This is a genomic window from Spiroplasma endosymbiont of Monopis laevigella, from assembly GCF_964019975.1.
Classification (GTDB): domain Bacteria; phylum Bacillota_I; class Bacilli_A; order Mycoplasmatales; family VBWQ01; genus Spiroplasma_E; species Spiroplasma_E ixodetis_A.
The window spans coordinates 1,045,768-1,061,263 of the sequence record NZ_OZ026473.1 but is presented as its reverse complement, the minus strand read 5'-3'; the positions used below and the strand labels follow the sequence as shown (position 1 = coordinate 1,061,263).

The 15,496-nt window shown below is 24.7% G+C and carries 13 protein-coding genes; 8 read left to right on the top strand and 5 right to left on the bottom strand.

The genetic code is table 4. The features are described 5' to 3' along the window. Positions 1-130 precede the first annotated feature (130 nt). Entirely contained in the window at positions 131-1,060 is a 930-nt protein-coding gene (locus AACK94_RS05665) for an RluA family pseudouridine synthase (protein WP_338975468.1), read from the bottom strand. An 11-nt stretch (positions 1,061-1,071) separates the two neighbouring features. Beyond that, positions 1,072-2,148: a type II CAAX endopeptidase family protein gene (locus AACK94_RS05660; protein ID WP_338975467.1), complete on the bottom strand. Its 1,077-nt coding sequence runs from the start codon at positions 2,146-2,148 to the stop codon at positions 1,072-1,074. Positions 2,149-2,333: 185 nt separating this feature from the next. Here AACK94_RS05660 and AACK94_RS05655 point away from each other — a divergent pair, with 185 nt between their 5' ends. After that, a complete protein-coding gene (locus AACK94_RS05655; RefSeq protein ID WP_338975466.1) occupies positions 2,334-3,026 on the top strand; it encodes a superoxide dismutase in 693 nt (230 codons plus the stop codon). A 62-nt stretch (positions 3,027-3,088) separates the two neighbouring features. Here AACK94_RS05655 and AACK94_RS05650 read toward each other — a convergent pair whose 3' ends face one another. Then, the gene (locus tag AACK94_RS05650; protein ID WP_281748081.1) at positions 3,089-3,325 is read right to left on the bottom strand and encodes a hypothetical protein; all 237 of its coding nucleotides are present in this window, start codon (positions 3,323-3,325) and stop codon (positions 3,089-3,091) included. A 345-nt stretch (positions 3,326-3,670) separates the two neighbouring features. Here AACK94_RS05650 and ligA point away from each other — a divergent pair, with 345 nt between their 5' ends. The 4 genes from ligA to gatB are packed head-to-tail and all read left to right on the top strand — an operon-like array spanning position 3,671 to position 8,884. Next, the gene (ligA, locus tag AACK94_RS05645) at positions 3,671-5,683 is read left to right on the top strand and encodes an NAD-dependent DNA ligase LigA (RefSeq protein ID WP_338975465.1); all 2,013 of its coding nucleotides are present in this window, start codon (positions 3,671-3,673) and stop codon (positions 5,681-5,683) included. Further along, positions 5,676-5,990: an Asp-tRNA(Asn)/Glu-tRNA(Gln) amidotransferase subunit GatC gene (gene gatC / locus AACK94_RS05640; RefSeq protein ID WP_286640705.1), complete on the top strand. Its 315-nt coding sequence runs from the start codon at positions 5,676-5,678 to the stop codon at positions 5,988-5,990. The genes ligA and gatC overlap by 8 nt, the downstream gene beginning before the upstream one ends. After that, positions 5,980-7,452, top strand: coding sequence for an amidase family protein (locus AACK94_RS05635; protein WP_338975464.1), 1,473 nt, complete (start codon positions 5,980-5,982; stop codon positions 7,450-7,452). The genes gatC and AACK94_RS05635 overlap by 11 nt, the downstream gene beginning before the upstream one ends. Beyond that, on the top strand, positions 7,445-8,884 hold the full coding sequence (gene gatB / locus AACK94_RS05630; RefSeq protein ID WP_338975463.1) for an Asp-tRNA(Asn)/Glu-tRNA(Gln) amidotransferase subunit GatB: 1,440 nt from the start codon (positions 7,445-7,447) through the stop codon (positions 8,882-8,884). The genes AACK94_RS05635 and gatB overlap by 8 nt, the downstream gene beginning before the upstream one ends. Positions 8,885-9,090: 206 nt before the next feature. Here gatB and AACK94_RS05625 read toward each other — a convergent pair whose 3' ends face one another. Continuing rightward, complete coding sequence (locus AACK94_RS05625; protein ID WP_338976362.1) at positions 9,091-10,329, bottom strand: IS256 family transposase; 1,239 nt, start codon at positions 10,327-10,329, stop codon at positions 9,091-9,093. A 57-nt stretch (positions 10,330-10,386) separates the two neighbouring features. After that, a complete protein-coding gene (locus AACK94_RS05620) occupies positions 10,387-11,247 on the bottom strand; it encodes an ABC transporter ATP-binding protein (protein ID WP_338975462.1) in 861 nt (286 codons plus the stop codon). 334 nt (positions 11,248-11,581) lie between these two features. On the opposite strand from AACK94_RS05620, the gene AACK94_RS05615 reads away from it, so the two are divergent. From AACK94_RS05615 to AACK94_RS05605, 3 genes are all read left to right on the top strand, one after another. After that, positions 11,582-13,768: a hypothetical protein gene (locus AACK94_RS05615; RefSeq protein ID WP_338975460.1), complete on the top strand. Its 2,187-nt coding sequence runs from the start codon at positions 11,582-11,584 to the stop codon at positions 13,766-13,768. 142 nt (positions 13,769-13,910) lie between these two features. Continuing rightward, positions 13,911-14,453, top strand: coding sequence for an amino acid permease (locus AACK94_RS05610; RefSeq protein WP_338975452.1), 543 nt, complete (start codon positions 13,911-13,913; stop codon positions 14,451-14,453). Beyond that, positions 14,420-15,484 (top strand): hypothetical protein, encoded by a 1,065-nt coding sequence (locus tag AACK94_RS05605; protein ID WP_338975459.1) that lies wholly within the window; start codon positions 14,420-14,422, stop codon positions 15,482-15,484. The genes AACK94_RS05610 and AACK94_RS05605 overlap by 34 nt, the downstream gene beginning before the upstream one ends. Positions 15,485-15,496: the final 12 nt, after the last annotated feature.

Here is a 15,496-nt window from a genome sequence, read left to right as displayed (position 1 = left end):
AACTAATTTTGTTTTTTATTTAAATATGTTAACAACCCAAAATTAAAAGTTCAATATTATTAATCACTATTAAAAATAAAAAATAGCAAAAAAATAAAAATGTAATCTATATATTAGTATAGATTACATTTTATCATTTTTCTTTTTTAATCTGTTTAATTAAATCTGTTTTTAAATCTTTTATTATAAAATTTTGATCATTCAAATAAGTAAATGGTTCTTCTAAATCATTAAATGACAAATAATAAGCAAATAATGCAATTTTATTAGGGGTAACTATTGTTGACCCATACTTAGTGTCACCAACAATTGGCAAATTTAAAAATTGTAAAGTACTACGAATTTGATGTTTTCTACCAGTAACTAATTGACACTCAACTAAAGTAAAGTCTTTAGTATTAAATATTGGTGTAAAGATGGTGCTACAACTTTTACTTTGTTCACTTGGTTCAATTGAAAATTTCATTTTCATTGTTAACTCATCATGAGTAATATAATCAGAAATATTTAAATTTTTAGTTAATTGGCCAGAACAAATAGCCAAATATTTTTTAATAATTTGACCATTTTTAGTAGCATTATGAAGTGCGTTTTGTGTCATTTTATTTTTTGGATAAATAATTAAACCCTTAGTTAGTTTATCTAAACGATACTGATGACTAATATTAAATGTTTGCTCACGTTTCTTCTTCGGGTATTTTTGTTGTAAATAATATTTTACCATGTTATCTAAGCAAGAACCATATGGTTGGTGGACAACAATATTATGATCTTTATTAACAATTAAAAAATTATCATCTTCATAAAACAATTCAATTGGTGCTTCTTTAGTAATTTTTTCTGGTTTATAGTTAACAACTAAATTACTTTCATAAATGACTACTAAATCATTTTCTTGTAAGCGATATTTAAAATCAGTAGTAGTTTTATTATTAACTCTGATTTTTTTTGTTCTAAATAAACGATAAATTTTTGACAGTGGTAGTGTTTTAAATACTTTTTTTAAATAATTAATTAAAGTTTGATCAGCATCATTGGCAGTAATTGTTAAGGTAGTCATAATTTCTCCTTTTAATTTTTATTAATAAAACCAGAAATAGTTGCAATTAGATTAGAAAAAGCATGTAAACCAATAGTATATGTAGTATTACCCCGTGTCATTATAAATAATAAGGGTAATATAATACTAAATCCTAAATAACCAATAATATTATTTCAATCACCACTATCCATAACATGCATTGATGGGAAATAAATTAATGAAGCTGCATATGCTAATCAACGATAACGAACAATGGTAAAAGTACCATGACGATATGATATTTCTTCATTAATTGGAGCAATAAAAATAGTACTAAGAACTAAAACAAAAATGCCATACGGACTATTCATTAATAAGTTTAAAACATCTTGATTTTTTGAAGTATTATTACTTGTTAACATATTAAATTCACTAAATTTAGGAATTATGTTGAAAATAATATTTAAAATAGTACCAATAACAGCAAAAATGGTAACTCAAGTTATTAAATCTAATTTTGCTTCTTTTAAAGTAGTAATAATTCTCTCACGTAATGATCTACAAAATACTAATACTAAAATTGATCCTAACAATTGAAATAACTGTTGAATTAAAAATGTAGTAGCAAGCGAAGTTACATCATCATCTTTACCACTAATAACTTTTGTTGCAATAAAAAATAAAAGAACAAATACTACACTAATAAAACCAAATACACTATGACTATAAGCAGCCCACCCGCCTTTTTTAATCATATCTTCTCAATCAATACCAAGTGAAACAACTAAGCCAAAAATTGGCAATAAACTAAAAATAAAAAGACTAAGAAATGAACTTTGACTAGTATCTTTTACAGCATAAGTTTTGATTAAACTATAAAGAATTGGAATTATAATAAAAGATATAAGATAAATTATTGTTAGAGTTCAACTGGCTGTTTTGAAATTAAAGTTATTGGTGTCATCACAACTAAGTGATTTTGAAGTAAATTTATCAATAAATGATTGTTTTTGTTCATTTTTTTCTAAATTATTACTATTAATGTTATCAGTTTGGTTTACATTAATTCTACGTATGATATCATTGTTGTGAGAAACATTAATTTGATTAGATTTTTTATTAAACATGTATAAGTACTGCACGAAAACTTTCACCCTTTGTTAGTAAAATTAGTATTTAATATTAATTTTTAGTATAACATATAGTGAGAAATCTTGTAATATAATAAACTTGTAATTTTACATTAATTTATTATAATGCAATGCAATATTTATATGTGAATAGTTTAAAAAGAAAAGGAGGATAGAAAAGAATGCCTAAATACAAGATTAATATTATCGATTTACCATATAATTATGATGCTTTAGAACCTTACATTTCACAAGAAACAATTAAACATCATTATGAAGAACTTCATAAGAAATATTTAACTTCTTTAAAATTAGTGATGGATAAACATCCGAAAGTTTTTTCTGATTATAATCTTGAAACTAAAGGGGAACTAAATCGTTTATTAAGTAATTATTGTAAATTAGAAGATATATGTGAGGATAAAGAAACTTGTAATGTAAAAAAATTACAAAGTAGCATTCGACAATTTGGTGGGGGAGTAATTAATCATAATCTTTTCTTTTCAATATTGGGGAAAAATAAAGGTTTTAATGAAAAATCAGCTATTGGTAAAGCAATCATTAATCGCTTTGAATCTTATGAAAAATTTGAAGCTGCTTTAACAAAAACTGCCATGGATATTTTTGGAAGTGGTTGAGCATGATTAGTAATTGATAATAATGGTACATTAAGACTATACAAAACTTTTAATCAAGACAATCCATGATTCTTGAACATGTACCCATTGATCGCTATTGATGTATGAGAACATGCACATTATCTACAATATAAAAATGAACAAGAGAAATACTTACAAGCATTATTAAAAGTTATCAATTGAGAACAAGTAAATAATAATTATCAAGAGTATTTAAATGAAAAAAATAAAAAATAAGTAAAAAAGAACTCAACTGAGTTCTTTTTTTTATAATATTATTAATATTAATCTAAGCTAAGTTATTTTTTAGAAGAATTTTTGGAAGAAATAGCAGCAATTCTAGTTTTTTTAATTTCTGATTTTTTTTCTATTTTGATTTTTTCAACATGTTTTTTAAAACCACATCGATTACAATTCAATTGAATATTTTTTGCTTCTAAAAATTCGGCAATTAAAATAACCCTACCACAACGATGACAAGCAAAAGCATTTTCTGGCTTTTGTGCTAAACGAACAGATGCATATGTATCTTTCATAACTTACTCCTAACTCATATAAAATTAAAGTAATTATCTTTAGTTTTAATACTATACTTAAAACTTATCAAAGGTTAATATTAAAAAATGTTTCTAGTTATATACAAAAAAACCTTTAAGTCAAATAAACTTAATAGGAGTTTAAAAAACCAAATACTTAATTAGCCATTATTTTTTAATACTAATTTTATTATAATCATTTTTTTAAAAAAATGTATATTATTATTTATTTATTTTATTTACATTACTAAATTATACTTTTATAAAACAATATTACAATTAAAGTAATAATTCATTTATAATTAATTATGTCTTATTAACAAACCAATTAGGGGAGAAAGTAATATGAGTAACAAAAATAATGATATTAAAATTGAAATAATACAATTAAGAAACCAAATTAAACAATGAAATTATGAATATCATGTTTTAGATGCACCTACTGTTCGTGATGAACTTTATGATAGCGCCTATCATAGATTAGTAAAATTAGAAGAACAATATCCCCGATTTAATAGTAATGATTCTCCAACTAAAACTGTTGGTAATAAACCAATTAATTCTTTAACAAAAATTTTTCACCAACAACCAATGCTAAGTTTGGGTAATGCCTTTAATTATGAAGATTTACTAAAATTTGATCAACAAATTAAAAAAACATTATCAGAAAATAACATTGAATATGTTTGTGAACTAAAAATTGATGGTCTATCAATTTCCATAACTTATGAAAAAGGAGAATTAAAAACTGCTGCTACCAGAGGTGATGGAATTGCTGGTGAAGACATTACCAATAATATTTTGACAATTAAAACAATACCAAAAATAATACCAATTAATTCTAAATTAGAAGTAAGAGGAGAAATATATTTAAGTAAAGAAGAATTTAATCGCATTAATGAAAAACAACAACAAAACTTACCACTCTTTGCTAATCCTCGCAATGCTGCAGCTGGTACTATTCGTCAACTTGATATTAATATTGTTAATTCAAGAAAATTAGATGGCTTTCTTTACTATTATATTAATGCTACTAATGATAATATTAAAACCCATGAACAAGCATTATTTACCTTACAAAAATATGGTTTCAAAATTAATGAACAATGACAGTTATGTAAAAATATTGAAGAAGTATGAATTTATATTCAGAAATATGAAAAGTTAAGAAATACATTACCATATGAAATTGATGGTATTGTCATTAAAATTAATGATCTAACCAGTTATGATATGTTAGGAAGAACTAATAAGGCACCAAAATGAGCAATAGCTTATAAATTTCCTGCTGTTACTAGTGTTACTAAACTTTTAGATATATTTCCAACTGTTGGTAGAACAGGAAAAATAACCTATAATGCTAGATTACAACCAGTGATAATTGCTGGTACTACCGTTACTTTTGCCACACTTCATAATGGTGATTATATTATTAATCGTGATTTACGTATTAATGATTTAGTAAGTGTTAAAAAAGCTGGTGATATTATTCCAGAAGTAATTGCACCAATTATTAGTAATCGTCAAATAAACAATATTATTTTTAAAAAAGCTATACATTGTCCGGTTTGTAAAACAAAATTAGAACAAGTTCCGCCAGAAGTTGATCAATTTTGCATTAATAGTGACTGTCCATCACGAATTCTTAAATCATTAATGCACTTCTGTTCAAGAAATGCTATGGATATTATTGGTTTAAATGAAAAAATATTATTACGTTTTTTAGATTTAAAATGAATTAAAACTATTAGTGATATTTACAATTTAGTTAATTTACGAAAAGAAATACTATCATTACCACGTTTTGGTGAAAAATCTTTCACTAATCTTGCTAATTCAATTATTCTATCAAAACAAAATTCCTTAGAAAGACTTTTATTCGGTTTGGGAATTCGCCATGTTGGTCAAAAAACAGCAATTATTCTTGCAAAAAAATATTTAACTTTAAATAACTTAATGGAAGCAACCTTTGATGATCTAGCTAATACTAATGAAATTGGTCCAATAATCGCTACTAGTGTTATTGATTATTTCCTTAATCCTACTAATCAACAACTAATTAATAACTTGCAAAACTTTAAACTTAACTTTAATTATTTACAAAAAAACCAATCACAAGTATTGAATGGTAAAACTTTTGTCTTAACAGGAACTTTAACTAAAAGTCGTAACGAATTCATTGAATTATTAAATAACTATGGTGCTAAAATTACCAATACTATTAGTAATAATACTTCTTATTTAATTGTTGGAGAAAATCCGGGAAATAAATTAGCACAAGCACGCAAACTTAATGTTAAAATTATTAATGAAGAGCAATTACAAAATTTATTGAAAGAGGTAGCTAAAAATGGATAAAATTGAAAAGAAAATGACAACAAAAATGCTACATGAATTTGCTAACGAACTTATGTTCAATTTAAGCGAAGAACAATGTGAAAATCTTTTACTAGAATTTAAAGCTATTGAAAAACAAATGGAAATTGTAACAAATATCAATACAAATGATATTGAACCTTTAAATTACCCATTTCCTATTATTAATAATTTATTACGTTCCGATAATGTTGGAGCTCATTTAACGTCTAAAAGTGTTTTAAATATTGCTCCAGAAGTTGAAAATAATTACATTAGTATTAATCAGGTGATTAATCATGAAAATTAATTACCACCAACTTTCAATTCGTCAACTTCATGAATTATTAAAAACAAAAATACTTACTCCAGATCAATTAACTAAATTAGTATACAAACGATTAGAACAATTCAAAAAATTAAATGCTGTTGTTACTTCACTAGAACAAAATGCCATTAAACAAACAAAATTAATTACTGAACAAGAAATTAATGATAATTTATTAGCAGCAATTCCATTTGTAATGAAAGATAATATTGCTACTATTAATTTCTTAACAACAGGTTCATCAAAAATTCTTGCTAATTTTATTCCTAATTATGACAGTACTGTTAATATGTTATTAACAAATAATAAAGCCATTAATATAGCTAAAACTGCTCTTGATGAACTAGGAATGGGTGGAGATGGTTTATATGCAGCTACTGGTCATGTCTTAAACCCTTGGAATTTAAAACATATCACTGGTGGTAGTTCTAGTGGCAGTGCAGCTTTAGTCGCTGCTGGAATTGTACCATTTGCTTTAGGAACAGATACTGGTGATTCAATACGTAAACCTGCCGCTTATTGTGGTATTGTTGGTTTTAAACCAACGTATGGTTTAATTTCACGAAATGGTGTTTTTCCTTATGCTCCAAGTTTAGACACAGTTGGTATATTTACTAATCATGTCGAAGATATTGCCATTGTCTTGGATAGTATTGCTTTATTTGATGAACAAGACTTTACTAGTGTTCAAAGTAAAGAAAAAAACTATACTAAAAACTTAAATCAAAATATAGAAGGTAAAAATATTGGTATTTTAAATTATAATGATTATCAGTGAAATGATATAGTTAAATCTAGTTTTGATGAAGCAATAAAGCATTTAACTGATGGTGGTGCAAAAGTTCAACAAATTGAATTTAATAAAGAATTATTACAATCTTTATTACCAGTCTACATGATTATTTCTTTTGCTGAAGCAACCAGTTGCCATGCAAATCTAACTGGTATTAATTTTGGTGTTCGTAAAAATGGTAAAAATTATCAAGAAGTTATGACAAATTCACGAACATTTGGTTTCGGTGATATGGTAAAACGCAGATACATTATTGGTGCATATGCTTTATCTGAAAATCATCAAGAAGAATTATTTAACAAAGCTAAAAAAGTAAGAAGATTAATTGTTGAACATTTAAATACTATCTTTAAAAAATATGATGCTTTCATTATTATGCCAAATATTAATCCAGCTCCAAAAATTAAAGATGTATTAGAACAAAAAAAAGTTATTAAAAGTGAACATGATTATTTAGAAGACTTACTACTACTTTCTAACTTAAATGGTGGACCAAGCATTAATATTCCGTTAACTACTGTTAATGGTTTACCGATTGGTTTTAATATTAATGGTGCACCTTTCAATGATCAAGTTATATTGAATATTGCTTCATTTTTAAGTAAAAAAATTAATTTTAATAATAAACTACTAGGTGATGATCATGAATAATAAATATGATGTTGTAATGGGTATTGAAATCCACTGTGAATTAAAAACTAAAACTAAATGTTTTTCCAACGCCGCCAATACTTTTAGTCAAAAACCAAATACTCAAATTAATGCCATTGATTGTGGCTATCCAGGAACATTACCAACAGTTAATCAAGCTGTTATTATAATGGCAATTCAAACATGTACTGCTTTAAAAATGAATATTGATCCACTATTACGTTTTGATCGAAAAAGTTATTTTTATCCCGATTTACCTAAAGGTTATCAAATCACACAATTTTTTCATCCAATTGGTACAAACGGTGAATTACCAATAGTTGTAAATAATGAAGAATTTATTGTTAGCTTTGAACGCTTACATATTGAAGAAGACACAGCAAAACAAATTCATAATAATAAAAAAACATTACTAGACTATAATCGAGCAGGAATTCCCTTATTAGAAATTGTTACTAAACCAATTTTTAACACAAGCGAACAAGTAGTAGCATATATTAATACTCTACGTCAATTATTAATTCATTTACAAGTTAGTGATGCTAAAATGAATGAAGGTTCATTACGATGCGATATTAATATATCGTTAAAACCACATGGTAGTGATACTTTAGGTACCAAAGTTGAAATTAAAAATTTAAATTCTACACATAATATTACTTTAGCAATAAATGATGAAATTAATCGTCAAACTAATATTTTAAATAAAAAACAAAAAATTAATCTTGAAACTAGAAGATTTGATGAAAAAACTAATAAAACCATTAGCATGCGTAGCAAAGAAAATAAAATTGATTATAAATACTTTCCTGAACCAAATATTTTTCCAATTCAACTAGACGAAAAATGAATCAAAATGATTGCTAAAAATCTTCCTGAATTGCCTAAACAAATAATGGAAAGATTAAAAAAACAATACAATTTACCAATAAAAGATATTAATTTATTAATTGACAAAGTAGAAATATTAACTATTTTTGAACAAACAGTTGCCATTAATAATTTAATATTACCTACGTTTAATTATTTAGTAGGTCCTGTGCAAGCTTATTGTAATATTAATAACACTACTATTAAAAACAGCGAACTTACTGCTAATAATCTATCACAATTAGTTAGTCTAGTTTATGAGCAAAAAATTAATGATAAACAAAGTAAACAGTTATTAAATGCAATTATGATTAATAGTGAAAAAAGCCCTACCGATCTTATTAGAACATTAGGTATTACTTTAGTAAGTGATAGTAATGATTTAGAAAAAATATTAATCACAATTTTAAAAGCAAATGAAAACATGATTACTATTTATAAAGTCAATCCAGAAAAAGCATTAAAATTTTTTATGGGTCAATTAATGAAACTAACTAAAGGACAAGCAAATCCACAAGTTTCTAAAGAAATATTAAAAAAATTGATTGAAAACTATAATTAGTTTCAATCAATTTTTAATTATGAATTTTTATATTATACTTTGAATATTTTTATTATAAATTATATACTAATATTTTATTTAAAATCTACATCTTCAATTAAATTTTCTTTAATTACTAAATCATCATTTGTCTTATTAATAATTAATGAATATTTTATTAAAATGAGGCTTTTTAATAATCTGTGTATCTTTGTTTTACAAAGTTACTAATTTAGATTAATTCTGTCTTCAAATTTTATCATAAAATGAGCAATTGCTGTATTTCAATTTTGAATAGGCAATGTTCATTTTTTTGTTATATTTTCAATTGCCAAGTAAAATATTTTGAAAACTGCCATATCATTAGGAAAAACTTTTTTATTTCTGATGATTTTTCGTAATTGACTATTAACAGATTCAATAGCATTTGTAGTATAAATCACTCTTTTGATTTCTACTGGATAACTAATAAAAACCATTAAATTATCTCAATTTTTATATCAAGATTTAGTAATTTGAGGATATTGTTTATTTCATTTACTTTCAAACGATTCTAAAGCTTGCATTGCTTGTTCTTCACTACATGCACTATAAATTGGTTTTAAATCTGCAACTAGACCTTTTCGATGTTTGTATGAAACATATTTTAAACTATTTCTAATTTGATGAACAATGCATAATTGATGTTCTGTTTTAGGATAAACTGATTGTATTGCTTCTGACATGCCTGTTAAATTATCACTACAAGCAATAAGAATATCATTTAAGCCACGATTTTTCATTTCTGTGAAATTAGATAATCAAAACTTAGAACCTTCATTTTCACTAATTCATAATCCTAAAACATCTTTTTTGCCTTCTAAATCAACTCCTAATGCTATATAAACTGATTTGTTAATAATCCGTTTATCTTGTCGTACTTTAACTACTATACAATCAAAATAAACAATAGGATAAATACTTTCTAATGGTCGATTTTGTCATGCTTTAACATCATCAATAACATCATCAGTAATTTGACTAATAAAACTTTCACTAATATCAGCACCATGATATAACTCTTGCAACTGCATTCTAATGTCAGATAATGTCATTCCTTTTGCATACAAGGAAAGAACTTGTTGATCAAAACCATCAAATCTTCTTTGCCTTTTAGGAACTATTACAGGAGTAAAATTACTATTGCGATCTCTTGGTACATCAATTTCAATTTTACCTTGTTGAGTTATTAATTTTTTTGAACTTGTACCATTACGAGCATTTTCAGTAGTACTATGTTGATTTTTTTCATATCCTAAATAATTTTGCATTTCAGAATTCAACATTTTTTCAACTAATCTTTTTGTTAATTCTTTATATAAACCGCCAGGTTTAAAAACTGTTGTTAAATCTTCAGTATTTTCTAGTAATAAATCTACTGCTTTTGATATTGGATCATTATTATTAAAGTTATCTTTTTTAGCCATCTGTAACTCACTCTTTCTAGTCATTTAATTATATTTACTAGAATTAATTAAACATAGTTATTTTTGTAAGTTACACAGATTACTAAACATTTCCACAATTTTGTTTGGATCTTGCTGACCTTTTTTCTTAGATAATGCTTCTTTTTCTGCAGCAATAGTAGGTTTTTTATATTTTTGGAATTGTTGAGATGTATAGTTATGAACTGAACCATATTCTTTAACAACCTCTTTAACAGTCCGTTTTTCAATAATGTCACCATCGTGCATATAAATGATACTTGTACAGAAATGTTCAATTTCACTCATGTTATGAGTAACTAAAATCATTGCTACATTTTTTTCAACAATATTTTTTTGTAAAAAATCAAATATTTCTTCCTTAACTTCAATATCTAAACCAGTTGATACTTCATCTAAAATAACCAAGTCAGGTTTATGAATAACGCTTAATAATATATTAAGTCGTTGTTGTTGACCACCAGATAGAAACATAATATTTTTATTTTTAGCAGCTGATAATTGATAGGTATTTAATAATTCATTTAATTGACCAACATTGATTTCGATATTAAATGTTTCTAAATAATAAGTAAGCATATCCATAACAGTAATCCCTGGTGGATATTTTGATTCTTGAAATTGGAAACCAATAACAATACCTTCTTTTTTTTCAATAACTCCTGAAGTTGCATGTCTAATACCAGCAATAATTTCTGTCAGTGTTGACTTACCACTACCATTTGCACCAATGATTCCAATTCGCTCACCAGCTTTAATTTTAATATTTAATTTATTTAAAACCGTTTTATCACCGTATACTTTAACAATGTCAGTAGCATTAATTAGAAAGTCACTATTTTTAATTCTTTTTTCATGTGTTGTTTCTGTTAAATTTGTTTTGGTTTCTTTTTCTAACATTTTTTATTTGCTCTCCTTTCAATTTAAACTACTATTTTCACTATCTAAATTTGGTTCTAATAAATCATTATATATCATCTTGCTGCTGTTAACAATTAAAATATGAGTAAATCATTTTTTATTTTTAGTTAAGTAATATTGTTAATACTTTTTAAATATGTTTTTAAAAGTTATCTTTTTTATAAAAATTTCAATTAATAGCATTATTTATAACACTATTTTAAAATAGTGTATTATTACGATAATATTAAAATAATATAAGTTTTTAACCCTTTACTTTATTTTTGAAAGTAAGTGGTTTTTTTATTTCTAAAAAGAAAGGATAGTATAAATTATGAAAATTTTTAATCCAAATTATTGATTTAAAGTATGAACGTTAACTGCTTTTAGTTTTGACCAACAAAATAAAAAAACACATGATCTATCAATAGCAATACCTATGACAAATAATGAAATGATAACAAGAAATCAATTGTTAATTGATAATAAAAATATTACAACGATATTAGATTTTAATTTAAATAGAATTAAAAGGGAAACTAATTCAATTGATAATATAAATATAATGAAAATTTATAAATTAAATTTATTACAAATTCAAGCATTAACAAAAGAACAAATTCAAAAAATTCAAGTATGAGATATTACAATAATTAGAGAAAAACAAATATCATGATTTAAACCAGAACAAATTTCATGATTCAAATCATGACAAATTTCAGAATTTACAGAAAAACAAATACAATCATTTACCAAAAAACAAATGAAATCGCTTGAACCATCTCAAATTCAAGCATTTACACCAATTCAAATTCCATGATTTAAACTAGAACAAATCCCATGATTTACTTCAGAACAAGTCCAGTATTTTACACAAAAACAGATTCAATCCTTTACAGAAGAACAAATTAACAAGTTTACACCAGAAAAAACTAAATTATTTTTATGAGAAGTTTTTTGATTAACACCGACACAATTTTCAGAAATAGCACCAGAGCAAATTTCAAAAATTTCTCTAGAACATTTTTTATTATTAACAATTTCTCAAATTAAAGCATTGACCCCAATACAAATTAAAGCATTAACAGAAGAACAAATTAAATCATTGATGCCTAAACAAATATCATGATTTAAACCAGAACAAATTTTATCATTATGAACATGACAAATTTCAGAATTTACAGAAGAACAAATTAAATCATTAACAAGAGAACAAATTGAAGTTTTTACAATACAACAAATTAAAGCATTGACCCCAATACAAATTAAATTTTTTAAACCAAAACAAATTTCAAAATTTACAGAAGAACAAATTTCAGAATTTACGGAAAAACAAATTCAAGAGTTTTTACCACTACAAATTAGATCATTGACCCCAGTACAAGTTAAATCATTGACGAAACAACAAGTAAGTTCATTTTATTTATGACAAATTTTAGAATTAAAACCAAGTCAATTAGTGCAACTATCACCATTGAAAAAACAATATTTTACATCAATTATAAATGGTAATAGTTTTAACATTAAAACATGAGATGGTAAAATTAAAAGTTGTATACATGAAGTAGGACATATTATGAATGATTTTAGTTCTGTTTTTTTTAAAGATTTTATTATTTCAATGGAAGTTTTTAATAGAGAACACGTTACAGGAATAACCAAACTTAATATTACTGGCAATATAACAGATGTTGAAAATATACAATATATATATTCTTGACTTAGATCTGTACTTGGTGGTGCTTCAGCTGAAATAGTTATGAAATATCCGTACCCTTATCGTCGTAATGGTCATGAAGTAGCGCCAAATATAAAAATAGTGCATGAAATGTTAGTAATAAAAAGAAGGCAAATTTCAAATTTAGATTTTCAAATTTTAATTGAACAATTAAAAAAGGATTCAATAAAAGTAATAGAAGATAATAAAATAGCATTTAGTAAAATAATCGAAATATGTAGTATTTTCAGTAAAGTTACTAAAGAAGAAATTGAATATATTTTTAAATATAAAAGTTTGCCAGTAATAGTCGAAAATATAAAAAGTCAAATTCAACAACGTATAGATAATATTGATTGAAATGAAATAAATTCATTTGATTTACAAAGTATAAAAAAAGTATTAGTAAATGCCAAAGATAATTTTGTTGGAAATGAATGATTATTATTTTTAGCCTGTGTTATTTTTGTTTCAATGGGGTTTGGTTTTGTTTATAATAAACCATTTTCTTTAAAATCACAAATCGATAAAACAATAGCAGAAAATAATTTAGAGAATTTAACAGAGTTAGTTACTATTGATCGACAATTTCATCAAACAGAACTAAATATGAAAACAGTATCTCTAATTAATAATGTAAGTAATGAAGATTTAGATCAACATCAAAAAGAAATTGAACAAGAAATAAAGCATCATAAAGGAGAAATAATTCCTTTATTACAAGATGAAATAATTTCAATAAATAATGTTGATTTTGCAAATCAACATTCAATAAGTGAACATAGTAGATTGTTATTTACTTAAATGGTTTTAATAATTATTATCATTAAAATTAGAATATATGTCATTAATTTAATTAATAACAAAATATTTAATGAAAAATATTTTGTTATTTTTCTTTTTAAATGTTACAATTAATTTTAAAAATATTAAGGAGGAAAAAATAATGAAGAGTGATGAATCTCATAAACGATTGTCATTAAAAGAATTTGTTTGATTAGGTTTTAATTATGCAGTAGGAATTGGTTTTATTGGTAATTTTGCAATATTATCTAATATCGGAAAACCTAATTCAATTGTAATTAATGCAATATGAGTGTATTTATTAATTGGTTTTGTGGCGGGTAATTGTGCATGAGCTTTTGCAAAATTATCTAGAATTCATAATTCTGATAATAATGGTGGTGCATATATCTATGTTAGGACAACTTTTGGTAGATTCTGAGGTTGATTAGTAGGTTTTATGCAATATGCTTGTTTACCATTTGTTGTGACAATTCAAGTAATGATGTTAATTAGAGGAACTTTTTCTCCAGAATTTATTAGTAATGGTCAACCACAATGGTATAGTGCTAATTGAGGACCATTTTCTGATTTATATTTAGATTTCATTGGAATTTTTATTTATATGATTTCAGCTTCTGTTATTTTTGCTGGGATTAAAATATATAAAAAATGGCACATACAACATCAATTATTAAGTGATTAACAGCCGGATTTTTAGTTATTGCTGGAATTAGTTTAGCAATAACTAATGGTTCATCAAATTGAAATTACTGAACTACTGAGAGTACATTTTCTTTTGCTGGATTTATGAATACTTTTACTTCATGTTTCTTTTTCTTTGCTGGTTTTGAAATTTTTTCAACAGCAGGTAAAAACGTTAATAATCCTGAAAAAAATATTGGTAAAGGTATTACTTTAATTATGATAATTATGACAATTTTTTATGTTGTTATTTCATTAATTTTCTTTTTAGGATATAGAGTCTTTGTTCAAAATATGAATATGGGTGCGTGAAGTCCTTTTACAAGCAAAATAATTATCTATGGTGGTCCAATTATAATGATTATTAGTGGGTTAGCTTTAAAAATTAATATCGCAATGCAAAACACTTTATATGGTGGTACCACATTACAGCCGCTTTCTAAAGAAGGATATATTTCTAATAAGTTATTTAATTTAAATAAAGATGGAATTCCTGTTAAAGCAGCAGTTATTAATTTAATAGTAACATCTGTTATGTTAATTTTATGATTAGTTATTCCTGATTTGATTAAAGGAATTTGGTTAGTTTCACATCCTGATCAACAATATTCATCAGCTTTTAATGTTGCTAATTTATCATCAGCTTTTTCTGTAATTACAATGTTTATTTATATCATGGTTTTAATTACAGTATTAAAATTAGCATTAGATAAAAAATTAAAACTAAATTGATATGAAAAAAATACTTTTCCATTTATTTTAGTAACTTTAGGTTTAATGTTTGTTTGACATTATTATTCTATTATTTATGATGCAGTTACAGCAACTGATTCAAGTGCAATAGTTGCTATGGTTATTGAATTAGTATTTATTTTAAGTAATGTGATTTTTGCAATAACTTGATACTTTGCTTATTACTATAAAAAATATAAAATTCGTTTAAAAACAAATCCTAATTTACAAGTAGAATTGAATAGTGAATTTACTTTTAATTTAGAACATCAAGCAAAATTAGCAAAATGTAATAGTTAATAAAAAAATAAG